The organism is Streptococcus parasanguinis, assembly GCF_016648925.1.
Lineage (GTDB): Bacteria > Bacillota > Bacilli > Lactobacillales > Streptococcaceae > Streptococcus.
The window spans coordinates 1-22,992 of record NZ_JACLQX010000013.1 but is presented as its reverse complement, the minus strand read 5'-3'; the positions used below and the strand labels follow the sequence as shown (position 1 = coordinate 22,992).

General features: G+C 41.1%; 20 protein-coding genes, 1 tRNA gene and 1 pseudogene. 21 read left to right on the top strand and 1 reads right to left on the bottom strand.

Going from position 1 to position 22,992, the window contains the following annotated elements; genetic code table 11:
* Nucleotides 1–14 precede the first annotated feature (14 nt).
* From H7T97_RS05965 to H7T97_RS05900, 15 genes are all read left to right on the top strand, one after another.
* A complete protein-coding gene (locus H7T97_RS05965) occupies nucleotides 15–620 on the top strand; it encodes a major tail protein (protein WP_049472239.1) in 606 nt (201 codons plus the stop codon).
* Between the two features lie 87 nt (nucleotides 621–707).
* Nucleotides 708–1,346 carry a DUF4352 domain-containing protein gene (locus H7T97_RS05960; RefSeq protein ID WP_049472240.1) on the top strand — a complete coding sequence of 213 codons (639 nt, stop codon included), beginning with the start codon at nucleotides 708–710 and terminating at the stop codon, nucleotides 1,344–1,346.
* 44 nt (nucleotides 1,347–1,390) lie between these two features.
* Nucleotides 1,391–1,684, top strand: coding sequence for a phage tail assembly chaperone G (gpG, locus tag H7T97_RS05955; protein ID WP_009732631.1), 294 nt, complete (start codon nucleotides 1,391–1,393; stop codon nucleotides 1,682–1,684).
* A 65-nt stretch (nucleotides 1,685–1,749) separates the two neighbouring features.
* Nucleotides 1,750–1,875: a hypothetical protein gene (locus H7T97_RS10335; RefSeq protein WP_009732632.1), complete on the top strand. Its 126-nt coding sequence runs from the start codon at nucleotides 1,750–1,752 to the stop codon at nucleotides 1,873–1,875.
* 39 nt (nucleotides 1,876–1,914) lie between these two features.
* The gene (locus H7T97_RS05950; protein ID WP_201089739.1) at nucleotides 1,915–6,243 is read left to right on the top strand and encodes a phage tail tape measure protein; all 4,329 of its coding nucleotides are present in this window, start codon (nucleotides 1,915–1,917) and stop codon (nucleotides 6,241–6,243) included.
* Nucleotides 6,243–6,938: a phage tail family protein gene (locus H7T97_RS05945; protein ID WP_201089737.1), complete on the top strand. Its 696-nt coding sequence runs from the start codon at nucleotides 6,243–6,245 to the stop codon at nucleotides 6,936–6,938. Before H7T97_RS05950 ends, H7T97_RS05945 begins: the two co-directional genes overlap by 1 nt.
* Nucleotides 6,935–10,795, top strand: a complete 3,861-nt coding sequence (locus H7T97_RS05940) for a phage tail spike protein (protein ID WP_201089735.1) — start codon at nucleotides 6,935–6,937, stop codon at nucleotides 10,793–10,795. Before H7T97_RS05945 ends, H7T97_RS05940 begins: the two co-directional genes overlap by 4 nt.
* Before the next feature lie 14 nt (nucleotides 10,796–10,809).
* Nucleotides 10,810–11,031: a hypothetical protein gene (locus H7T97_RS05935; protein ID WP_049472245.1), complete on the top strand. Its 222-nt coding sequence runs from the start codon at nucleotides 10,810–10,812 to the stop codon at nucleotides 11,029–11,031.
* Nucleotides 11,031–11,720, top strand: a complete 690-nt coding sequence (locus H7T97_RS05930; protein WP_201089733.1) for a hypothetical protein — start codon at nucleotides 11,031–11,033, stop codon at nucleotides 11,718–11,720. The genes H7T97_RS05935 and H7T97_RS05930 overlap by 1 nt, the downstream gene beginning before the upstream one ends.
* Nucleotides 11,721–11,739: 19 nt before the next feature.
* The gene (locus H7T97_RS05925) at nucleotides 11,740–12,021 is read left to right on the top strand and encodes a DUF7365 family protein (protein WP_031575451.1); all 282 of its coding nucleotides are present in this window, start codon (nucleotides 11,740–11,742) and stop codon (nucleotides 12,019–12,021) included.
* 15 nt (nucleotides 12,022–12,036) lie between these two features.
* The gene (locus H7T97_RS05920; RefSeq protein ID WP_049472249.1) at nucleotides 12,037–12,297 is read left to right on the top strand and encodes a phage holin; all 261 of its coding nucleotides are present in this window, start codon (nucleotides 12,037–12,039) and stop codon (nucleotides 12,295–12,297) included.
* A 166-nt stretch (nucleotides 12,298–12,463) separates the two neighbouring features.
* Nucleotides 12,464–13,135, top strand: coding sequence for a CHAP domain-containing protein (locus H7T97_RS05915; protein ID WP_260314072.1), 672 nt, complete (start codon nucleotides 12,464–12,466; stop codon nucleotides 13,133–13,135).
* Nucleotides 13,136–13,150: 15 nt separating this feature from the next.
* Nucleotides 13,151–13,618, top strand: coding sequence for a hypothetical protein (locus H7T97_RS05910; RefSeq protein WP_195487096.1), 468 nt, complete (start codon nucleotides 13,151–13,153; stop codon nucleotides 13,616–13,618).
* Between the two features lie 12 nt (nucleotides 13,619–13,630).
* The gene (locus H7T97_RS05905) at nucleotides 13,631–13,981 is read left to right on the top strand and encodes a hypothetical protein (protein ID WP_049496546.1); all 351 of its coding nucleotides are present in this window, start codon (nucleotides 13,631–13,633) and stop codon (nucleotides 13,979–13,981) included.
* Between the two features lie 11 nt (nucleotides 13,982–13,992).
* The gene (locus H7T97_RS05900; protein ID WP_201089729.1) at nucleotides 13,993–14,871 is read left to right on the top strand and encodes a hypothetical protein; all 879 of its coding nucleotides are present in this window, start codon (nucleotides 13,993–13,995) and stop codon (nucleotides 14,869–14,871) included.
* Between the two features lie 167 nt (nucleotides 14,872–15,038).
* Here H7T97_RS05900 and H7T97_RS05895 read toward each other — a convergent pair whose 3' ends face one another.
* Nucleotides 15,039–15,230, bottom strand: coding sequence for a hypothetical protein (locus H7T97_RS05895; protein WP_009732644.1), 192 nt, complete (start codon nucleotides 15,228–15,230; stop codon nucleotides 15,039–15,041).
* A 592-nt stretch (nucleotides 15,231–15,822) separates the two neighbouring features.
* Between H7T97_RS05895 and H7T97_RS05890 the strand changes: the two genes are divergently transcribed.
* From H7T97_RS05890 to H7T97_RS05865, 6 genes and pseudogenes are all read left to right on the top strand, one after another.
* Nucleotides 15,823–15,910, top strand: a tRNA-Ser gene (locus H7T97_RS05890).
* Nucleotides 15,911–15,993: 83 nt separating this feature from the next.
* Nucleotides 15,994–19,095, top strand: coding sequence for a DNA polymerase III subunit alpha (locus H7T97_RS05885; protein ID WP_201089727.1), 3,102 nt, complete (start codon nucleotides 15,994–15,996; stop codon nucleotides 19,093–19,095).
* An 84-nt stretch (nucleotides 19,096–19,179) separates the two neighbouring features.
* Nucleotides 19,180–20,193, top strand: coding sequence for a 6-phosphofructokinase (gene pfkA / locus H7T97_RS05880; protein WP_049486313.1), 1,014 nt, complete (start codon nucleotides 19,180–19,182; stop codon nucleotides 20,191–20,193).
* A 69-nt stretch (nucleotides 20,194–20,262) separates the two neighbouring features.
* On the top strand, nucleotides 20,263–21,768 hold the full coding sequence (gene pyk, locus H7T97_RS05875; RefSeq protein WP_013903352.1) for a pyruvate kinase: 1,506 nt from the start codon (nucleotides 20,263–20,265) through the stop codon (nucleotides 21,766–21,768).
* Between the two features lie 162 nt (nucleotides 21,769–21,930).
* Entirely contained in the window at nucleotides 21,931–22,491 is a 561-nt protein-coding gene (lepB, locus tag H7T97_RS05870; protein WP_003006560.1) for a signal peptidase I, read from the top strand.
* Between the two features lie 28 nt (nucleotides 22,492–22,519).
* A pseudogene (locus H7T97_RS05865) lies at nucleotides 22,520–22,918 on the top strand (transporter substrate-binding domain-containing protein); the annotation flags it as partial.
* Between the last annotated feature and the right edge of the window lie 74 nt (nucleotides 22,919–22,992).

Sequence of the window (22,992 nt, the reverse complement as noted above, 5' to 3'; positions counted from 1 at the left end):
AAAGGAAATTTAAAATGACACAACAAAAACAAGGTACAGCGACAGTCGGTTTTAAAAGTTTGACCGTTCGCATTTTGGATGGGAATCAAACCCCAACAGAAGGAGAAAACCTCTTCATCATCCAGGGTAAAAAAGGAGAAGGTGCGACTCAAACAGCTAAGATCTCTGGTCTTGCCGTTGACCCTACAAAAACATTTGGAAGCAATATCGCCTACCATGTGAACAACCGTGGAGTCGGAGATGTCAAGGTAGACCTTGGTCTCTTGGATATCCCCGTAGCGCTTTACGTTAAAGCTCTCGGATACGAAAACGATGATGACATCCTCGATTTCGGGGCCGATACAGTTTCAAAAGACGTTGCGATCCTGCTCGAATCAAATACCGCAGATGGTGGTGGAGCTTACTACGGATTCTACAAAGGAAATCTGTCAATGGATGCAATCGATCTTAATACGATCAAAGATAAAGCTGATGAGCTTGCTACTACAGATGTATCATTTGCAGCAGGCGCAAGTACTGATGAGCAAACTAAGAACAAGTACGGTACAATGTACTTTGGTAGCGATGAAGCAAAAATCAAGAAATTGAAAGCAAAACTTGGTATGGCAGCAGCAGGGTAATAATTGGGGCGTTTAGCCCCTTTATTTATCTTTATATCGTTGTAAACCTTTACAATTATTGATATAATAAGTTGTGGAGGTTTTGTTATGAAAAATAAGAAAAATACAGTTTTGTTGACGTCAACAATTATGATTACTCTAGTTTCCATTGTACTTGCTATTATGCTCGTAAATTCCAACAACCAACTTTCTAAGACACACAAGGAATTGGAGAGCGTAAAGGAAGAAAAAGATAGAGCTGTGATGGTAAAAGATAAGCTCTCTACATACGTATCAAATGTAGATCACGATTTATTTCTGGAAGCAAATGATTTTGTTCTTGGAATGAATTCATTGACTAGCTACAAATTTGGTGACGGAGTTCTTTTCGACAAAACTCAAATCGCTGTCAGCGAACCGAAAAAACAAACTTCCGGAATGCTTGCGATGAACCATGACTCTAAAAGTTTCATCCCAGTAACGGTAACACTGACTATAAAAAATAACGACTCATCGAATATTGAATTCAATCCAGGTAAATTCCTTGCGAGCGATGACAAAGGAAATTATCTTGCTTATGATTCCGTTATGTCTAACGATGATACCGTTTCTGTTCAATCGGATAAAAGTGTCGTCATACAAGCCGGGAAAGAGGCAACCATAGCTATATTTTATGCGATGGATAATGACCATTCGGATAATGATGTCAATAAAATTGAATTTTTAAATAAAACTTGGACAAAATGAAATAAGCACCATTCGGTGCTTTTTTAATTATAGAAAGGCAAACAATGTCAAAAATTACATTTACCATGAAGAACGAAGCTGGAGAAGATGTACTTTACTCTAGTAAAGAAATTACTACTCGTGATTATCGTGATTACCTTGTATTGAACGACTCACTCACATCAGACAAGACAGAAGTCGAAAAATTGGATCAACAATTAGGCTTCATTGCCTCACTATTCGAAAATGTGACAGTAGAGCAATTACTAGAACATACTGATTTTGCTAAAATCATCGAAGTGTTCACGGAAATTTATGCTCATCTTGTGGGTGATGTGGACCCAAAGGGGAAAAAATAGATCCTAAAAATGCATTAAAACGTTTCTACAAATTCGTTAAGGAAGTTGCTGATGGACCATATAACATGAATGTCCATGATGTGATGGAATTAAGCTGGGAAGATCTGATCGGAATTATTGATCTTGATAAAGATCAAACCGAAAATGCGTCTTTAGATCTAGCTGACATTTTTGGAGAAATGGAAGCATAAAGCCTCTTTGGGCTTTTTTTGTTTGTAAAAGGAGGAAAAATGGCAGGTGGAACGCCACTAGGACAAATGTATATCGAACTAGGGCTGGACGTGTCAAAGTTCAATCCTAGCTTAACAAGTGCAAAGAACGCTGTGAAGTATTTCCAAAATAATGTCAAAGCGCTCGACAGCACATTGAAAAACAATGGTAAGAGTACTGAACTCCTCAAAGCAAAATACAAGTCTTTAGGACAGGCCATTGAAGCACAAAAGAAGGTACTCGATCAAATGAAGCAGAACTTCGACAAGCTCGATCCTGGATCTGCTAAATTTGACAAAGCTGCTGCTGATATTGAGCGAGAAAATGCAAAATTGTCAGCAATGGAAGGACAACTCTACAAAGTTGAGCAAGCCTTGAAAGCTGTTGGACGTGAAAATAGCTTTTTTGGTAAAATGGAAAACTTCGGGAAGAACCTTGTCAAAAATGGAGATAACATCCAAAAATTTGGCAAGAAAGTTTCTGACTTTGGTGGGACATTAACCAAAGGAGTGACAGCTCCATTGATTGCAAGCGCTGGATTTGCCTTAAAAGCTGCAATCGACTATGAAACTGCATTTGCAGGAGTCAAAAAGACTGTAGATGGAACACCGCAACAGTTCGATAAACTATCTGCTAGTATTCGTGAGATGGCAAAAGAAATGCCATCAAGTGCAGTTGAAATTGCAAACGTTGCGGAAGCAGCTGGACAATTAGGGGTACCAATTGGAGCAATCAAGGACTTTTCTAAGACCATGATCAATCTTGGTGTCTCTACAAACTTAAGTTCTGAAGAAGCAGCATCATCAATTGCTAAAATCGGGAATATCATGCAAGTTTCTGGGAAAGATCTGGGTACCTGGTCTGCGCATTTTGGATCAGCAGTAGTAGATCTTGGCAACCATTTTGCCACAACAGAGCGTGATATTGTCGAAATGACCAACCGTTTGGCAGCAGGCGGTAAGCTAGCTGGTTTGACTACACCAGAAATTCTTGGTCTTGCGACTGCGATGAGTAGTGTAGGTATCGAAGCAGAAGCAGGGGGAACTGCGATGAACCAGACCCTTACTGGTATCGGTAAGGCAGTAGCTGGTGTTGGTAAAGGTGCGAAAGAGAAATTAGAAGTGATCGCACAAACTGCAGGAATGACGGCAGAGCAATTCTCTACAGCTTGGAAACAAAAACCAGCAGATGCATTGCAAGCCTTTATTAAAGGTCTACAACGTGCACACGATGAAGGCAAGAATATGGACGGTATTCTTGATGAACTTGGAATGACAGGTATTCGTCAAGGTAATATGCTGAAATCTCTTGCATCTGCATCGGATAAGATGGGAGACGCTGTCCGTAGGTCAAATAGTGCGTGGAAAGAAAATACAGCTCTCACAAACGAAGCTAAGAAACGTTACGAGACAACAGAATCCCAGTTGAAGATCTTTAAGAACCAGGTGACTGATCTGGCAATTGAATTTGGTGGTCCATTGTTAAAAGCTATGAATTCAGGTTTGCAGGCTGTGAAACCATGGATTTCAAAACTGGCTGACATGGCCAAGGCTTTTAGTGAAATGAGCGAGTCTCAACAGCAAAATATCATTAAATGGGGATTGCTTGCAGCAGGCGCAGGTCCAGCCTTATCAATCCTTGGCAAAGGTATCGGAGTTATCGGAGGAATCACTAAAGGTATCGGCTTCCTCACTCAAGGTATTGGTAAAGTCGGTGGTGGGCTTTCTGTATTAGGCAAGACATTCCAACTATTTAAACAAGGTAGCAGTCTTTCTTCTGCATTTAAAACTGCAACAACCGGAATCACTGCAACTAGCACTGCTGCAGAAGGTGCAGTAGCTTCTACTGGTCTATTAGCAAAAGGGATCGCACTGCTTGGGAACCCTGTCACCTGGGGAGTCCTAATAGGCGGTGTTGCTGTTGGTGTGATTGCTACAGTAGCAAAAGAAATGGCAGACGCAAACGAACGCACTCAAACGTGGGGTACAAGCGTAAGCAAGCTACAAGACCAAGAATTATCACGGTTAAAATCCAAAGTCGATGAAGTGCATCAAGCTACCGTAGGCTTTGGGCAAGGTGGCGCACAAGCGGTTGAAAATGTACGTAAGAGTGTGCAAGGGCTTGCCGATGATATCCAGAAAGCGATTGACAAAGACCTTGAGAAAACTCTTAAAGGGCTTGAAAAGGTTGGTGCGAATGAAACAATCCAAAAACGTGCTGTAGCGCAAGCAGAACAGCAAAAGAAAAACATCCAGTCGATGACAGATGAGATTGTACAGATTTATCAAAATGCATCTGACCAACACAGAAAGATTACTCGCGAAGAACAAGCGATTATTTCTGACTACGAAAATCAATTTATTGATAAGCAATTGTCATTGCAGAAGTATTCTGCCGATGAACGTACCGCAATTGTGAAAGCCATGAATGGCCAGATCAGTGATCTGAATGAAACGCAGTTACGTAAAGGTACAGGAGTCGTAGCTAAATGGCTCAAAGAGGAACAGAAACTCTACGATGAGCAAGTGACTGCATTGAAAGATGCTCACGAAAAGGGAATTTATAGCCAGTCCGAATACAATAAGGAAATGGAAAAATTAAATGCCCAACACAAGACCAAAATGGAAGCCTATGGCCGTGAGTATGCAGAACTTCAAAAAGAGTGGAGTAAGAAAGTACCTCTTAACTTCGGTAACGATGAACAACGTAAGATGTACTTTGACCAGATGCGCAAGGATTGGGCAGAGCTTGGACTTGATTATGACAAGATGATGGCCAAGGCAGACCAATTTGCTGACATCGTAGGTCGTTCATCTGGTATGGTCGCTAAAAGCGTACAAAATATGTCGCAGGAGACCAAAGATGCTAACAACCTATGGAATGGATTGGTATTTGATCCTAAGACTGGGCAAGTCAAAACCAATGCACAAGAGGAAGTAACTAAAGCACTCCAAGCCGAAAATGGCTGGGAGAATATGCAGTTTATCCTCAAGCACGCAAACCTTGAGACTAACGCTAAGATGACGATCGGACAAGCGCTGGTTGAGGTTGGTAAGTGGGATAGTTTAACCCCACAAGAAAAAGAACTTGTGGTCGGCAACAATCAAGGTATGCAAGCCATCCTTGATAATAAAACATTGTTAGAACAATACAATGCTATGCCAGCGGAAGTTAAAGAACTCTTAATGAAGAATACTGACTTCTTATCATCTGGTGAACGTGCTACTGCGATCATTGAACGCTGGAACACACTCACACCAGAGCAGAAAGAACTGATCTTAAAGGACGCTGCTAGCGATAAGGCTGAACGTGTACGGCTTGCAGTTGACTCTTTAACTGGTATGGCTCACGTAGTCAATTTAGATGCAGAAGATAAGACCAAGAGTGCTATTGCTAGTGCGGTGTCTGGTATTTTAACACTACCTACCGACCACAAGACTGATCTGATCGCAACACCAGACGGTGTGACACTTGGAACTAACCAAGCAATGGGCGCTTTAGGATTATATAACGGATTTAACGTACCAACAAAACAAATTACCGCTGATCCAAGCAATGCGAATAATGCTGCACAGCAAGCGATTAACAAACAGCAAGAATGGAATAACACTCCAAGCCCTGTTAAACCACAATTAGGTGATCCAACTGGTGCTATCACTGCTGCACGACAAGCGATTGATAATCAAAACGCTTGGAACGCTACACCAAGCCCAACTAAGTCCATAACAGGCGATAGCACTAGTGCGGTTAATGCTGCGAACAGTGCTACCAATGCTATCAACGGTATTCCAACAAGTCACCACACGACTATCACTGCTACAGAAGTAGTAAATAAAGTGGTCAACTCATTCTCCCGTGTTTTTGGATCAAGACACGAAAAAGGTACGAACTTCCACGAAGGTGGTCTTGCAATGGTTAACGACCAGCGAAATGCAGTCTATAAAGAAATGGTAACATTACCAGACGGGAGCTCATTCATACCAGACGGACGGGATGTTGTACTCAACTTGCCTCGTGGATCCAAAGTATTGCGAGCCGATAGAACTAAACGATTGATGAAAAATCTCGGTTTTCCAAGATATGCGGCAGGGGTCGGAATCCCAGAAGATGCTAAATTCTTGCGAGAAATCAAAAATGCCAGCAAGCAATTTTCGTTTAAAGATAATTCTACCGGAAATAGCTACAGTGGTGAAAATATCGTTGCTGAGATCGCAATTCTGAGAGCAAGTTTAGAAAAGATCCTTACTGCTATTCTTGAAAAACCGTCAGAAACCTATTTGGACGGTGATGTTTTAGCGCAGAACAGCTATCAAAGATATTCTAAAATTATGGCAAGGGAGGGAATCTAATGTTTAACATGATTATAAATGGATTTGACACTGGATCAATCCCAAACTGCTATGTGACAGATTTTGGAGAAGACCAGACGGCAACACCAAGGGTCGAATCAAATACGATTTATGGAGCTAACGGAGACTACAATTTATATGATGGAGCTTATGACGGGTACGATAAGACAGTAAGCTTATACGTTGTCAAAACAAGTGAAATCGAAATGATTGTAAATCAATTCAAGCCGGAAGAAAATAAAATAGAGTTTAGTCATCGACCAGGCTCTATTTTTTATGCTGATTTTCAGATCGCATCATTCAAACAAAATGGCTTGCATGCTTGGACTTTAGAAATCAAGTTAAAGATGCATCCATTCCGTTACTTAAATAATGACGCTGTAGTCACTTTGGCAGGTAACGGCACAGTAAACAATCCAGGAACGGTATATTCTGAACCTGTCATTACAATCGAGGGCAATGGTGATGTCTCTCTAACCATTGGGAAGCAAACCATGCAACTTACGATTGATACAAAAGCCACAATTGACTGCCGTCATAAAAAACAAAATGTCTATGACAAAAATGGAAATCTGAAAAATACATTGAGAAAAAGAGGTGGTTTCTTCGAAATCGCTCCAGGCACTTCTGGTATTGCAGTTTCAGGAACTGTTTCAAAAATCACAATAAAAGGGAATTGGAGGTATAAAGTATGATCTATCTGCAAGAGGGAAACTTCCCTCTTAATGAAGCTTTTAGCTCTGAAATTGCCCAGGAAGCTAACAGCACCTATCAGCTTACCTTTAAATTTCCCACATCAGACCCCAAATGGGCATTGTTAACTCCAGAAACAGAATTGGTTGCTGATGACTTGCACGGAGAACAGTACTTTACTATCTTTGAAGTCGAAAAGCAACACGGATATGTCACTGTATATGCCAACCAAGTAGCTACATTGTTAAATGGTTATTCGATCAACAAGATCAATGTTGATCGAGTAAATGGAGCAACTGTGATGAATGCGCTTGTTGCTGGATTCAAACGGGAGACACCATTCACCTTTTTTTCTGATGTGATGTCAAAACACACCCTCAATCTTAAAGATATCTCAGCGATGGAAGCTTTGGCAAAAGATAAGCATTCCATCATTGGGCAGTGGGGTGGGGATCTCGTCCGAGACAAATACAGTGTCCGATTGTTAGAAAACGGTGGAATCGAAAACGAATCATTGTTTGCCTACAAGAAAAACATGAAGTCGTTTCAAGAATCGAAATCCACTAAAGAGTTGAGAACACGGATCCATTTTAAAAAGGTTATCGAAGCGCACGAGGAAGGAAAGAAAGATCAGATCCTAACCGTGACCATTGATAGCCCACTGATCAATAAATACAAGCATATCTATGAAGCAGATATGGAAGTACAAGATCAGGATGTTGTGGATCAAAAAACGCTTGAGGAATACGGCAAGCGCTATTTCCGTGAAACTCTGTGTGACATGATCGAAGAAAGCCTTGAGATTGACGTTGTAGGCCAGGCAGATCAGCCAGTACACATGTTTGATATCGTGAGCCTCTTCCACGAGATATACAATGTGGATTTGCGAAAAAAGATTACAAAATACAAGTTTAATCCAATGAGCATCAAACTTGTCAGCATCGGGTTCGGTGAAGTTGCCAGAACTTTAGCAGACTCGATCTCTGGAATGGTTAATGATTCCTTTGATAAGAAAATGAAGTCTTATGATGCTGAATACGAAGCGAAAGTGCAGAAGCTTGTAGATAATGCTAATGCCGAGTATGACAAGCAAGCAAAAGAGCTAGAACATAAAATCACAGATGGTATCGAGCAAGCCAAAGCACAAGCTGAAGTAGTTAAGCAGGAAATTTCGGCTAAAGTAACTGAGAAAATCAACGCAGCAAACCAAGCAAATAAAAATGAAATTGTAGAAGAGTTCAAAGCTCAATACAATGGCATTGAAGTGAAGATGCAAGGATTGAAAGCTACTACTGATCAATTAAAAACCAGTGATGCAGACATCCAGAAGCTGATCAATGATTTCAAGACTCAAACGCAAAGCCAATTTGTTGGGATTCAAGGCGCACAATCCAGATTTGAGCAGACGACTGAAAAAGCTATCTCCGACCTCACTAATGTGGCCAATGGCAAGGCTGATCGCTCTTATGTCGAGCAGACAGTGAATGGAATTAAAGAGCAACTTACCTCTTCGAGAATCGGTGGGCCTAACTTAATTCGTGATACTGCTTATAAAGAAGGTACGAAGTATTTTGTCAGCAACGGAATTACAAAAATAGGGAACCATCCATTCTATTTTAACGGCTCAAAACCAATACTTATTTTCTCCAACAATGACCGAACCGAAAAAGGTATAAATTCTAATCGGTTTTTGTTAGAAAAGAATACAGATTACACTCTTAACTTTAGAGGATTTAATAATTCAGCTTTAACATCTTATGATGTTTTCGTTTTAGGCAGACGGAATGGTGAAACTCAAGGCTTCACTATTATCAAACAGTTGATTAATGGCAAGAAATTAAGCATTAGTGACCTAGAAAGTGTATCGGTCCAATTTAATTCTGGAGATATTGATAATGCCTATTTACGTTTTGATAATAATGGAACAAATGGCGGTCAGTCCGATTTATATATTGCAGAAATTGACCTTTATAAAGGGACTCAAAAAAGGCCGTGGCAACCAGCCCCTGAAGATCAAGAATATTTAGTAACACAGGCGCAAGCCACTTTTGAAAGAACCATCCAAGGTCTCTCGACTCAATTAACACAATTAGAGAGCAAAGCTGGTCCAAATGGCGAACTCGAACAGCGCATGCTGACATATTCTGAAAAAGCTGCTGTTGATGCCCTGAAAGCAACAAGGCAGATTCTAGAGCAAGGCTACATAGCAAAAGCTAAATATGAGGAAGATGTAGCTGGAATCAATCGAAGATTTGAAAGTGTTGCGACCGATACAACACCAGACAATCTTATCAGATTTGCGGACACATTAACTGAATACAGTGTGCCCAATAATAATAATAATAATAGACTTTCAAGGCCGGAAGACGGAATCTTCAAAATGAAAATTGATGGGTCTCCGTCCACAACATGGCTAGGACCTTGTTTTCCAATCTATATTGATCGCATTTTGCAAGGTGATGTATACTCTATCGCATTTGATTACATGATCAAATCTGGTGTAGAGGTAGACAAAGGCCTAGCGTTTGCATTAAAAAACCATTCAAACAATACTGCCATATTTGGTCAAGGTTTTGCTGACAAAAATACACCGAAAGATAGATGGATTCGAGCAGAATTCCATTTCACTGCCAATCGTGATTTTGAGTTTAACAAAACAGGAAATTTCCCATTCTACATCTATGCTATCAATAACGGAGAGTTTTGGATACGAAATCCAATTTTAGTCCGTGGATCTAAGATTCCAGCATTTAGGCCCAGCCCACTGGATAAAGCTGGCACTTCAGAGACTAAAATTGAGTCTAAGATTGCCGAATACAAACAGACCGTAGATGGGCAATTCACAACAATAACCAATCAAATGGGTGACATGTTGAGAAAAACGGATATCCAGATCACTCCTGGGCAGATTAGTTTTGGTGTTGGTAAGGAAATTAGTGGAAGAACCATCAGTTCCTTGCTAGTACAAGAGCCAGAATCCATTGCTTTAATTGCAAAATTGATTAAAGTAAAAGGGGACATGGTAGTTGATGGATCTATTTTAGGCCGTCATATTGCAAGCGAGAGCGTGGAAACTGGTCACATGAAAGCAGGATCAGTAACTACACCAATTTTGTCCTCAAACTCAGTCACGGCTGATAAGGTGTTGGTAGATTCGGCTATGATTGATAAGCTGGTGTCAAATCAAGCTTTCATCAGAGAATTAATGGCCCAAAAAGCCTTTATCACGCAACTTGCCTCGATTGATTTCTCTGCTGAACGTATTAGTGGTGGTAGGATTTTATCTAATAAGGGAGCGATGAAAATTGACCTAGATAACTCGGAAATTGATTTTAATGAAAACGCTCGAATTGAATTTAAGTCTGGTAAAAATGTACTCTTTAGACAACGCACACATCCTCAGAAGAAGCACAACACTATCGGAGCGTTGATGTTTAAAGATTCCGTACATGGCGGTGTTGCGACCACTTTAGGAAATACATCTCATAAATGGATCAACGAAATGACCGACAACCCATCAGATGCTGGGGCGGACGGATCTTTCGCCGGTATCAGAATATTTCGTGATAGTCGTGAAACTCCTTACGACAGAGTGGAATTAGTCGGAGACCGAATCCAATTTAGACACTCTGTGCGTCAAAATGGCGGACTACAATTTCAAACTACTGGATTCACAGTTCCTTCGCACGGGGAAGGAGGGCATGCCGGAGCGTGGAATTTAGGCGTACTACTTGAACATTTCAGACAGAATTTTGAAATAATACGCAAAAAAAACCCTTCATGGGGGCTTAATATATATGGCTTCCCATTCTACAATATCAATTCTGATCAAACAATTCCATTTGACCAATATATCTAATAAGAGGTAGCAAAATGAACGAAAGCACATACATAGCAATCATCACTGATTTAGCCAACCAATTGGCGAATAAGACAATCAACGAGGCTGAATTTAAAGCCCGACTTACTAAATCTCAGGAACATGTAGCACAACTTGTAAATGAAGTTGAAAGCTATCGCTCTGTCCTAGAGTCTGACAAAGATTTAAAGGATCTATTTGAAGAAATTAAAAACAAAAACGAGGTAACAAACTAATGGATTACAAAGTACAATTTAAATCATACGATGCAGTAGCCAACACTACGAAAGTAGCAATCAAGCAAGATTTTCCGTACCGTGTCTTTGAAGAAATCTTGCCAACCAATCGCATGACCGAAGATGATGCGACACTGGTTGAAGCAGTATTGAATATCGTCCGCATGGAGCTTGACACATCTGGCGCAGTCGTAGCGATCAAGAAAGAGCTAGACAAATCTGTCGAAGCTAACAATGATGCTATTGCTAAAATCCAAGCTCTAACCAAAGACAACGAAGAAAAAGCGAACCAAATCCAGAAGATCAAAGAAGTGGCAGAATGGAATGTATTGGCCCGTGTGACCGATGTTGAAAATCCACTTGATCCTACTGTATTTAAACGTGGTCTTGAGTTGGTAGACCTTGGTCAATCTGGTAAAACTTACCAACCACAAGAAATCTTTACTGTTGAAGATCCAAATCATACAGAAGCATTTGGTGAAGGCAAGCGTGTCATGATCCAAGTGACCGAACCATTTACTTATCAGGGCGAAACCTTGGATCAATTAAACAGCCTTTTCCAAAATGGTAAGATTGGCATCTGGAAATGGGCTAAACCAAAAGAAGAGAAGGAAGAGAAGCCAGGACAACCTTCTGGTGACCTTGAAACTCAACCAGTGGCGACAGCTACACCACAACCAGTACTTTAATTAGAGAGGGGCGTGATCTATGATCCACTTTACACCAGAAGATATCTCGATGATGGTCGGATTTGTCGGGATCTTACTTGGAATTTACGGTAATTTTAAAGGAAGTGTCGTGGCACAAGAAAAACGCATGGTCGTGATCGAAAAAGACATTGAAAACATGCGTGATTTTCGTCTGACAGCAGTTAGACGACTCGATAACCACGATGAACAGAATAAGTCTCTATTGATCCTCGCAGAGCAGGTCAAAGCCTTGAGCGAGGATATGAAGGAACTTAAAGCATTAATTCAAAACAAAAAATAATTAAGAGGTAACATTATGAAAATCAACTGGAATGTACGTTTGAAAAATAAAAACTTTTGGCTTGCCCTTGTACCAGCTTTGGCTTTGCTTTTCCAAGCATTTGCCGATATCTTTGGCATCAAATTGGAGTTTGGCCAAACAATTGATAAAGTCCTTGTATTTATCAATGTACTGTTTGCCTTTCTTGTACTTGTAGGGATTGTTAACGACCCTACAACATCAGGATTGAGTGATAGCACACGAGCGCTTGACTACGATGAGCCAAACGCTGATTAAGAGGATAACTCTTAAAGTGACAATCTTTTTACTAGCCACTGCCTATTTTTGGGTGGTGGCTTTTGAATTTAGAAAGGAGCAATAAATGGCTACTTTAAATGATATTTTAGGATATGCAGAAGGTCTTGCAGATGCTGGAACGGGTGTATCTATGAGCCAATGGGGAATGCAATGCGCTGCACTACCGAATGCAATCTCTACTTACTTTTTCGGAAAAACTCTCTGGGGCAATGCTATTGATCTACTCAATTCTGCCCGTGATTTAGGCTATGAGGTGGAATACAATCAAGAGGGGAATCTCGATAGTAAGCCACGGGCTGGTGCAGTATTCGTTATGGATACCACTTACATTTATGGTCACAGCTATGGCCACACTGGTATAGTCATCGAAGACTCAGACGGGTATACCATGCGGACCATTGAGCAGAATATTGACGGTAATGAAGATGCTCTGTATGTTGGTGGCCCAGCACGATATAACACCCGTGATTTCAACGGTATCGTAGGCTGGTTTTACTTCCCTGTTGACGGTCAGCCAGCACAAGTAAGTGCTATCGAACCGTCAGAGCCTCTTACAGTAGAATCTAGCGAATTTAACGAGGAAACTGGTACATTCACAGTCGAAGTCTCTGCGCTCAATGTACGTTCTTCTGCTGGGCTTTTAGGTGACATCGTAGCAGTCTATACCGCCGGTCAAGAGATTAACTATGATGGCTGGTTAGACAATGACGGTTATATCTGGATCACATATATCGCAAGTTCCGGTAATCGCAGATATGTGGCAGTAGGACAATCGCAGAATGGTAAGCGTATCACAGACTTCGGCTCATTCGCTTAAAACAAGGAGGATTTAATGACATTATTAAATTCGACAAATCTGAGACAATTCGAAGGAGGGGCAGTCGTCAAGCAAGGCGACTCTGCCTCTCTGTTTGGTTATGAGCTACTGGATGAAAACATGCGCCCGATCAGCGAGCTTAATGGCAAGAATGCCACGATCAGGATCTTTAACCAAAAAGGAAAGGCCACATTTGAAAGTAAAGTGGATAAATCCAGAGTCACTTTAAAAATCGAAAAAGCCCTTCCGATCGGATCCTATCTGGTTGAAGTCGTTTGCGGTGGCTATATTTTCCCCAGCGATCGCTCAACACGTTTAGACGTCACCCGTTCAGCAGACGAATTTACAAGTGAGGAAGTATTATCGCTTGTAAAAAATGATGTTAAAACTGAAATTGACAAGTATATCGCGGAACATCCAAACGGATCACAAACGGAAGAGTTGCCAGACCTAACAGTACTATACAATCTTGCAAAAATTTAGAGAGGAAAAATTATGACTTTAAATACTGAAAAATTAACATCATTTGCTCAAGCTGTCGGTAGCGACATCAAGGAAATTAAAACCACACTTGCAAGCAAAGCTGACAAGTCAGAACTTGGACAAGCTGGAATCACACAACAACAACTAGACACGGCTATCGCTGGTGTCAAGACTGCCATTTTAGGCGATGGAGTACCAGAAGAATTAGATACTCTCAAAGAGATCGCTGACCGTATCGCAAATGGTGCAGGATCAGCAGACCAAGCTATTGTGTCTAAAATGACAGAGCTTGGCCAAAAATTCACCGACCTCGAAAATACTGACTTCGTACAAATCTATACAACGGCTAAAAATACCCTCTAAGGAGGTGCTGAATGGATAAATTAAAGAAAGCTATAGAATCCATTGGTCGTGATATTGGGACGCTTCAAGCTAATCAAGGCGGAGCGTTGCAAACTTCCAAAGCTTACGAGTTGTTTCCAACGTATGCCACGTTACAAGCGCAGATGACCACGAATATCAAGGAGAAGCACGTAGACCTCGGTCTGGACGCTCTCATCGATACAAAATTGCAAAACGGTGGCGATCCGTTTATCACAAGATCCAAGTTACCAACGATTGACACAAGCCAGCTTGCTTCGAAAAACGATCTTGAAGAGTTGAAGCGTTCAGTCGGTTCTGGTGGTGCTAGTGGCGAATTAAAAGGCCAAGGCTTTCCATATGCTCTAAACGCAGATATTGGTACAATTTATACTGATACGACTGCTAAAAATGGGGCTGTCAAGTGGATCAAAAAGACCGCTGGAACTGGCTCTAACGCTTGGTCTGTCTTGTTTGGTGATGTCAAACACAAGCCAAGAATTTCATCGAGCCAAAACAATGCATATGTCGAGTTTAGACGTATAAATTCCACGGTAGAGATCGGCTTCGGTGGTCTATCGTGGGGTTGGTTTGGGATCATGAGACGAGGTGCGCCCAGCTACATTCCTCAAGGGTCAGACCGTGAGCGAAACGTGGTGATCTTAAACGTCGGCGGTATACCCGTCGGTTTTCGTGCGACCAGATCAAAACTGGGTATTATGACAAACGACAAGGGGAAACGCTTGGGAACATTTTATTTAGGTGGGCCGGGTGACGGCAACCAGCTACGCTTACAATTCGATGACCCAGTGCCAACAGATCGTGATATCGGAGACTTGCGGTTTACTGATATGTCATATATCACAGATGACCCGTGGCCAGAAACTCTATAATACATAAGACACACACCCCCTCAATTCGAGGGGGCTTTTTTTATTGTGCTTATAACGGCAATTATTAAAATTGTCCGTTGTAACCTCAATCGAATGACTATGTTTTTTTGATTCTCTGCTATAAGCAATGGGTCTTTACATCAAAAAAAGTGATGATTAAATAACCATCACTTTTTGTTTTTTAACTGATTGGCGTATTCTGTCATTTTAATTGCGTGTTTCAAACGCATATTCATAATATCAGAAATACCATTCTTATATTTGTCTACAGCTTGGGTGGATAATCCACAATTTTTACTAATAGAATAGGCTGTGGCATTTTCTAGCAGCCATTTAATAGCATTGATATCAACTAACATATTTACCTCACAAAAAACCAAATGATCACTACGATCAGCAGAAGCCCTAAAATAAACTCAAGTTTTTCTCTAGCTGTGGTTTTTTTAACATTAAATTTTACTTTCATCACGATACCTGTTATAATTAAAGCAAGCCCCACCAAGGGGCGGATAGTGATTGCTCACTATCCGAATTCGATGTGCCACTCAATGCTTATGATGAACAAGTTGATTTTGACTACTAGCTTATTCGTTTTAGCTTTGATTGGCTTTTTTCTTCGCCTTAACATTTATTTTTCCTTTCTTTAGTTTCCTTGTCTAAGGTTTCCTCCTTAACCTTATGTATATATTGTACAACTAAAGTTACATAAAGTCAAGAGGTTTTATCAACTTTTTTTAAAAAAATAAAAGATTTTTTCCTATTGAATAACTTCCTTTTGCGTCCAAGAGAAAAAAATAAAACTTGAACTTTCTCGAAAGCTATGCTAAACTAGCAATGTGAGCAATGAAGTTGTGAAGTTTTAGAAGCAGTCCTTAAAACAGACCCAAAAAGCTAAAAACAGTGAATTGATTGACTTTCAGAAACTCCCACCGGCTCCATATTTTTATTCATGGAAGATTACTCAAGAGGCTTAAGAGGCCGTGTTGGAAACGCGGTAGGCGTGTAAAAGCGTGCGTGGGTTCGAATCCCATGTCTTCCGTTGTTGAGACATCATTGTGTAGCAGTGGTGTTTTTTTGTACAAAAAAGAGTCCCAAAAATAGACAAGTGAGGGAGGAGAAAAAGTGATTGCACAGCTAGATACCAAATCAGTCTATACTTTTATGGAAAGCCTTGTGACCATAAAAGAGTATGTCCAAGTGGCTAAAAGTATGGGGTATGACGCATTGGGAATCATGGATGTAGATAATTTGTATGGTGCCTATGAATTTATCGAAGCCTGTCAGGCCCAAAAACTCAGCCCCTTGGTCGGTTTAGAAATTGGACTAGAAGTAGACAATGAAACAATTCCGTTTCGGATGATGGCCTTATCCACGAAGGGCTACCAAAATTTGATGAAGATGTCGACCGTCAAAATGATGGGGAAGAGCAATTGGGAGGATGTGAAGCACCTAACAGAAGGAGTAGCAGTTATTGTCCCAGCGCCTTTTGCTAGTGGAGACTTGCCGTTTGGTCTAGATTACTTCATCGGAGTTTTTGCGGATACGCCGGTTCAAGAGTTTAGCCACCCTGTGCTCCCTCTTCATACCGTTCGATTTTTTGAGGCGGGAGATGTGGAAGCCATGCAGATGCTGGCAGCCATCAAGGACAATCAAAGCTTGACGGAAACAGGGCCAATTGATCAGACAACAGTCCTAAAAACTCCTCAGGATTTAAAGAATGATTTTGCAGAGCGATTTCCGCAAGCTATCACAAATCTGGAAAACCTTGTTCAAGGGATTCAATATGACATTGATACCCAGTTGAAATTGCCTCGCTTCAATCCTCAGAAACCAGCTGTTGAGGAACTCAGAGAATTAGCTCAAGCGGGTCTCCTTCGAAAGAACTTGACTAGTCCGGTCTATCAAGAACGTCTGGAGCATGAATTAGACATTATTCACCAAATGGGCTTTGATGACTATTTCTTGATTGTCTGGGACCTTCTTCGTTTCGGACGGAGTCAAGGCTATTATATGGGAATGGGACGTGGGTCTGCTGTAGGATCACTGGTAGCCTATGCATTAGGAATTACAGGGATTGACCCTGTGGAGAAGAACCTCCTGTTTGAGCGCTTTTTAAATGTGGAGCGCTATACCATGCCGGATATTGATATTGATATTCCTGATATCTATCGTCCAGAATTTATCCGTTATGTGAGAGACCGTTATGGGAGTTACCATGCGGCTCAGATCGTGACCTTTTCAACCTTTGGGGCCAAACAAGCCATTCGAGATGTTTTTAAACGTTTTGGGGTACCAGAGTACGAATTAACCTCCATTACCAAGCGGATTGGCTTTAGGGATACACTGACGACAGCGTATGAACAGAATCTAGCTTTTCGACAAGTGATTCATAGTCGAACAGAATTTGAACGTGGCTTTGAAATTGCCAAAAGAATTGAGGGTCAACCAAGACAGACCTCTATCCACGCGGCTGGGGTTGTGATGAGTGACCAGGATTTGACGGATCACATTCCTCTCAAGTATGGAGAAGACATGTTTGTCACCCAGTATGATGCCCATGCGGTTGAAGCCAATGGTCTGTTGAAAATGGACTTTTTGGGTCTGCGAAATTTAACCTTTGTTCAGAAAATGAAGGAAGCGGTCTATGAAAAGTACCAAGAAGAGATCGTGATTGAAGCCATTGACTTAGAAGATGCAGAAACCTTGGCCTTGTTTGCTGCTGGGGATACCAAGGGGATTTTCCAATTTGAACAGGCTGGAGCCATTCGCCTCTTGAGACGAGTGAGACCCAATCATTTCGAAGAAGTGGTAGCGACTACCTCTCTCAATCGTCCAGGGGCTAGTGATTACATTGACAATTTTGTCAAAAGAAAGCACGGCCAGGAAAAAGTTGAGATTTTAGATCCAGCTATTGAAGAAATCTTAAGGCCAACATATGGGATCATGCTCTACCAAGAGCAGGTTATGCAGGTTGCCCAACGTTTTGCAGGCTTTAGTCTAGGGAAAGCCGATATTTTACGTCGGGCAATGGGCAAAAAAAATGCAGCTGAAATGCATAAGATGGAAGACGATTTTGTTGTAGGTGCGCTTAAACTTGGGCATACGGAAGAAAAAGCCAAAGAGGTCTTTGCGATCATGGAAAAATTCGCAGGCTATGGGTTTAACCGTTCCCATGCTTATGCCTATTCTGCCTTGGCTTTTCAGATGGCCTATTTTAAGGTCCATTATCCAGATGTTTTCTTTGATGTCATGCTCAATTATTCAAGCAGCGATTATCTGACAGATGCTCTCCAGTTTGATTTTAAAGTCGCGCCATTATCCATCAATACCATCCCTTACAGAGATAAGTTCCAGGATCGAAAAATCTACTTAGGAATGAAAAATATCAAGGGACTCCCGAGAGATTTAGCGTATTGGATCATTGATAATCGTCCCTTTGAAAGTGTCGAAGATTTCATTTTACGACTCCCCAATCAGTATCATAAATTACCTCTGTTAACACCTTTAGTGGAGCTTGGATTGTTTGATATTTTTGAAAAAAATAGGCGCAAGGTGCTTCACAATTTGCCGAATTTGTTTGTCTTTGCTGATGAGCTAGGCAGTTTGTTTGCAGATTCTAACTATTCCTGGACAGAAGCGGAGGACTTTAGCCAGGCTGAAAAATATGAGAAGGAAGAGGCCATTATTGGTGTCGGACTCAGTACTCACCCATTGGTTGCGATTGCGCAAACGAGTCCCTACGAGATCCAACCAATTTCTCAACTCATACAAGGAGAGCAGGCACGCATTCTCATTGAGGTACAAAACATTCGAACCATTCGAACCAAGTCAGGTGATCTCATGGCTTTCTTACAAGTCAGTGATACCAAGAAAAAATTGGATGTGACCCTTTTCCCTGAAACCTACAATCGATTTTCCTCCTTGATAAAAGAAGGTGGCTTTTATTACTTGACAGGGAAGATACAAGAGCGTGATGGGCGCTTGCAGATGATTCTAGCAGAGGCACAACTAGCGACCAATGAAAAGTTCTGGATCCAGTTGCTCGATCATCGTCAGGATAAAACAATTCTTTCTATCTTGAAAAAATATCCGGGCCCATATCCTGTGATATTACGCTATGAAGACGAGAAAAAAACTCTACAATTGAAGGGCTATACCGTCCAGAAAAACAAAGAATTGGAAGATGAATTAAAGAATCTCGTTATGAAAACGATTTATCGGTAAAAACTGCGAAAAATACGAGAATTTTAGTCTTCTTTGTGTTATAATTACGTAGAATGTAAAAGAAAAAAAGGAGCAAACAACGAAATGAAACGTATTGCTGTTTTAACTAGTGGTGGAGATGCCCCTGGTATGAATGCTGCCATCCGTGCAGTTGTTCGTCAAGCAATTTCAGAAGGAATGGAAGTTTTCGGTATCTATGATGGATATGCGGGAATGGTTGCTGGTAAAATTCAGCCCCTTGACGCCTCATCTGTTGGAGATATTATTTCCCGTGGTGGTACCTTCCTTCATTCAGCTCGTTACCCTGAATTCGCACAACGCGAAGGTCAATTAAAAGGGATCGAGCAATTGAAGAAACACGGGATCGAAGGTGTTGTCGTTATTGGTGGAGATGGTTCTTACCATGGTGCGATGCGCTTGACTGAGCTTGGATTCCCAGCTGTGGGTCTTCCTGGTACGATCGACAACGATATCGTCGGAACTGACTTTACAATTGGTTTTGATACGGCAGTCACAACTGCAATGGACGCGATCGATAAGATCCGTGATACTTCATCTAGTCACCACCGTACTTTCGTAATTGAAGTTATGGGACGTAATGCTGGAGATATCGCTCTTTGGGCAGGGATTGCATCTGGTGCAGATGAAATCATCATCCCTGAAGAAGGATTCAAGATCGAAGAAGTTGTTGAGAGCATCAAAGAAGGTTACGCAAAAGGTCGTACCCACAACATCATTATCTTGGCTGAAGGCGTGATGTCTGCAGATGAATTTGGTAAAGCGTTGAAAGAAGCTGGTGATGAAAGTGACCTTCGTGTGACTGAGCTTGGTCACATCCAACGTGGTGGTTCACCTACAGCGCGTGACCGTGTTCTTGCTTCACGTATGGGAGCACACGCTGTTAAATTGTTGAAACAAGGAATCGGTGGTGTAGCCGTTGGTATCCGTAATGAAAAAATGGTGGAAAACCCAATCCTTGGTAAAGCAGAAGAAGGAGCCCTCTTTAGCTTGACAGAAGATGGTAAGATTGTGGTAAACAATCCACATAAAGCTGATCTTGGTCTTGCCGAGTTGAACCGTAGCTTGTCTTCAATCTAATTTTATTTCATAAATTCGTTAACCTTGTCTTAAAAAGACAGATATATTTAAAAAGGAGTCATATATATCATGAACAAACGTGTAAAAATCGTTGCAACTTTAGGTCCTGCGGTAGAAATCCGTGGCGGTAAAAAATTCGGTGAAGATGGATACTGGGCTGAAAAACTTGACGTTGAAGCTTCAGCACAAAACATTGCTAAATTGATCGAAGCTGGCGCTAACACTTTCCGTTTCAACTTCTCACACGGTGACCACCAAGAACAAGGTGAACGTATGGCGACTGTTAAACGTGCAGAAGAAATCGCTGGTAAAAAAGTTGGTTACCTTCTTGATACAAAAGGTCCTGAAATCCGTACTGAATTGTTCGAAGGCGAAGCTAAAGAATATTCATACAAGACTGGTGAACGTATCCGCGTTGCTACAAAACAAGGCATCAAATCAACTCGTGAAGTGATTGCTTTGAACGTTGCTGGTGCGCTTGACATCTTTGATGATGTTGAAGTTGGTCACCAAGTATTGGTTGATGATGGTAAATTGGGTCTTCGCGTTGTAGAAAAAGACGCTGCAAAACGTGAATTTGTTGTTGAAGTTGAAAACGATGGTATCATCGCTAAACAAAAAGGTGTAAACATCCCTAACACTAAGATTCCTTTCCCAGCACTTGCTGAACGCGATAACGACGATATCCGCTTCGGTTTGGAACAAGGTATCAACTTCATCGCGATCTCATTCGTACGTACTGCAAAAGATGTTCAAGAAGTTCGTGCTATCTGTGAAGAAACTGGTAACAGCCACGTTCAATTGTTTGCGAAAATCGAAAACCAACAAGGTATCGAAAACTTGGATGAAATCATCGAAGTTACTGATGGTATCATGATCGCTCGTGGTGACATGGGTATCGAAGTACCATTTGAAATGGTTCCAGTTTACCAAAAAATGATTACTTCTAAAGTAAATGCTGCTGGTAAAGTTGTTATTACTGCAACAAACATGCTTGAAACAATGACTGAAAAACCACGTGCAACTCGTTCAGAAGTATCTGACGTCTTCAACGCAGTTATCGATGGTACTGATGCTACAATGCTTTCAGGTGAATCTGCAAACGGTAAATACCCACTTGAATCTGTAGCTACAATGGCGAAAATTGACATGAACGCTCAAACACTTTTGAAAGAATATGGTCGTTTGAACCCTGCTTCATTCGAACGTAACTCTAAGACAGAAGTTATGGCTTCAGCTGTTAAAGATGCTACAAACTCAATGGATATCAAATTAGTTGTAACATTGACTAAGACAGGTCACACTGCACGTTTGATCTCTAAATACCGTCCAGATGCTGATATCTTGGCATTGACATTTGACGAATTGACTGAACGTGGATTGATGTTGAACTGGGGTGTTATCCCAATGTTGACAGATGCTCCTTCATCAACTGACGATATGTTCGAAATTGCTGAACGTAAAGCAGTTGAAGCTGGTCTTGTTAAATCTGGTGATGATATCGTTATCGTTGCTGGTGTACCAGTTGGAGAAGCTGTTCGTACAAACACAATGCGTATCCGTACAGTACGTTAATAGACAATTTGATCTTAAAGCCTTGCTGGTTGGTCCGAAAGGATTGACCGCGAGGTTTTTCTTTTTCCTGTTTAGTATGACAAGAATTCTCACTAATGCTTACTTTCTCTTTTTTAAAGATCAAAAACATGGTATAATAAATAAAAAGGAAGGGAGACATACATGCCAAGAAGAGATTTAATTAGAAATGTCATCATTGTCGGTGTACTGGTTTTGGCACTGATTTTGCTTCGAATTTTTGTATTTCATCCATTTAGTATCAATGATAAAATGGCCAATGCTTCTGTGAAAACTGGAGATCTTGTGGTAGCGACTAGAAATGCTCAGGTAGATCGCAGTGATTTGGTCTTATACAAGGTCGGTGGAAAAGAATACCTTGGACGTGTCATTGCCAAAGAAAACGACGAAGTCAGCTACGTAGATGACGTCCTCTATTTGAATGGACAGGCAACACCAGAACCTTACCTGAATAAAATGCTGAACAAACACCTAGCGGCTCCAACGAGTAATGGGTATTATACGGATGATTTCTTCTTATCAGAGTTAAAAGGGACCAAGGCTGGTCGTGTACCATCGGATACTTATCTAGTCTTAAATGATAACCGTGGAGATACAGAAGATAGTCGTGAGTTTGGTTATATCCATAAAAATCAGATCGAAGGAGTCGTGAATCTACGTCTCTATCCTCTCAATAAATTTGGATTTATAAAAGTAGAAGAATAGCCGAAAGGCTATTTTTTTTATAAATATCAAAGAGAAACGATTAGATGCCCAGACCGGATCGTCTGGCTATATGGATTTTGAAGCCAATCCTAAAATCTTGAAAAATAAGATCAAAAATCAAAAGGCTACCCAATACCAGAGTTTCAACGAGGCGCTGATCGATCTTCAGAATGATCGGATCGATGGCCTCTTAATCGACCGTGTCTATGCCAACTATTATCTGCAGACGGAAGGAATTTTAAAAGACTACAATGTCTTTCCTGTCGGGTTTGAGACAGAATCCTTTGCGGTAGGAGTGCGCAAGGCGGATAAAACTTTGAAGAAAAAAATTGATGAAGCCTTCGTAAAACTCTATCAAAAGGGCCAATTCCAAAAGATTTCTAAGAAGTGGTTCGGAACGGATGTAGCAACAGACGACATCAAGTAAAAAAGAGAGTGGGACAGAAATCGGTAATTCGTTAGAATTCGATTTCGTCGTCCCACCTCCGCACAGTTGAGTAG

Excerpts from the sequence above, each read along its gene's own strand:
- H7T97_RS05965 (WP_049472239.1), top strand. The coding sequence starts at position 15 with ATGACACAACAAAAACAAGGTACAGCGACAGTCGGTTTTAAAAGTTTG.
- H7T97_RS05960 (WP_049472240.1), top strand. The coding sequence starts at position 708 with ATGAAAAATAAGAAAAATACAGTTTTGTTGACGTCAACAATTATGATT.
- gpG (WP_009732631.1), top strand. The coding sequence starts at position 1,391 with ATGTCAAAAATTACATTTACCATGAAGAACGAAGCTGGAGAAGATGTA.
- H7T97_RS10335 (WP_009732632.1), top strand. The coding sequence starts at position 1,750 with ATGAATGTCCATGATGTGATGGAATTAAGCTGGGAAGATCTGATCGGA.
- H7T97_RS05950 (WP_201089739.1), top strand. The coding sequence starts at position 1,915 with ATGGCAGGTGGAACGCCACTAGGACAAATGTATATCGAACTAGGGCTG.
- H7T97_RS05945 (WP_201089737.1), top strand. The coding sequence starts at position 6,243 with ATGTTTAACATGATTATAAATGGATTTGACACTGGATCAATCCCAAAC.
- H7T97_RS05940 (WP_201089735.1), top strand. The coding sequence starts at position 6,935 with ATGATCTATCTGCAAGAGGGAAACTTCCCTCTTAATGAAGCTTTTAGC.
- H7T97_RS05935 (WP_049472245.1), top strand. The coding sequence starts at position 10,810 with ATGAACGAAAGCACATACATAGCAATCATCACTGATTTAGCCAACCAA.
- H7T97_RS05930 (WP_201089733.1), top strand. The coding sequence starts at position 11,031 with ATGGATTACAAAGTACAATTTAAATCATACGATGCAGTAGCCAACACT.
- H7T97_RS05925 (WP_031575451.1), top strand. The coding sequence starts at position 11,740 with ATGATCCACTTTACACCAGAAGATATCTCGATGATGGTCGGATTTGTC.
- H7T97_RS05920 (WP_049472249.1), top strand. The coding sequence starts at position 12,037 with ATGAAAATCAACTGGAATGTACGTTTGAAAAATAAAAACTTTTGGCTT.
- H7T97_RS05915 (WP_260314072.1), top strand. The coding sequence starts at position 12,464 with ATGCAATGCGCTGCACTACCGAATGCAATCTCTACTTACTTTTTCGGA.
- H7T97_RS05910 (WP_195487096.1), top strand. The coding sequence starts at position 13,151 with ATGACATTATTAAATTCGACAAATCTGAGACAATTCGAAGGAGGGGCA.
- H7T97_RS05905 (WP_049496546.1), top strand. The coding sequence starts at position 13,631 with ATGACTTTAAATACTGAAAAATTAACATCATTTGCTCAAGCTGTCGGT.
- H7T97_RS05900 (WP_201089729.1), top strand. The coding sequence starts at position 13,993 with ATGGATAAATTAAAGAAAGCTATAGAATCCATTGGTCGTGATATTGGG.
- H7T97_RS05895 (WP_009732644.1), bottom strand. The coding sequence starts at position 15,230 with ATGTTAGTTGATATCAATGCTATTAAATGGCTGCTAGAAAATGCCACA.
- pfkA (WP_049486313.1), top strand. The coding sequence starts at position 19,180 with ATGAAACGTATTGCTGTTTTAACTAGTGGTGGAGATGCCCCTGGTATG.
- pyk (WP_013903352.1), top strand. The coding sequence starts at position 20,263 with ATGAACAAACGTGTAAAAATCGTTGCAACTTTAGGTCCTGCGGTAGAA.
- lepB (WP_003006560.1), top strand. The coding sequence starts at position 21,931 with ATGCCAAGAAGAGATTTAATTAGAAATGTCATCATTGTCGGTGTACTG.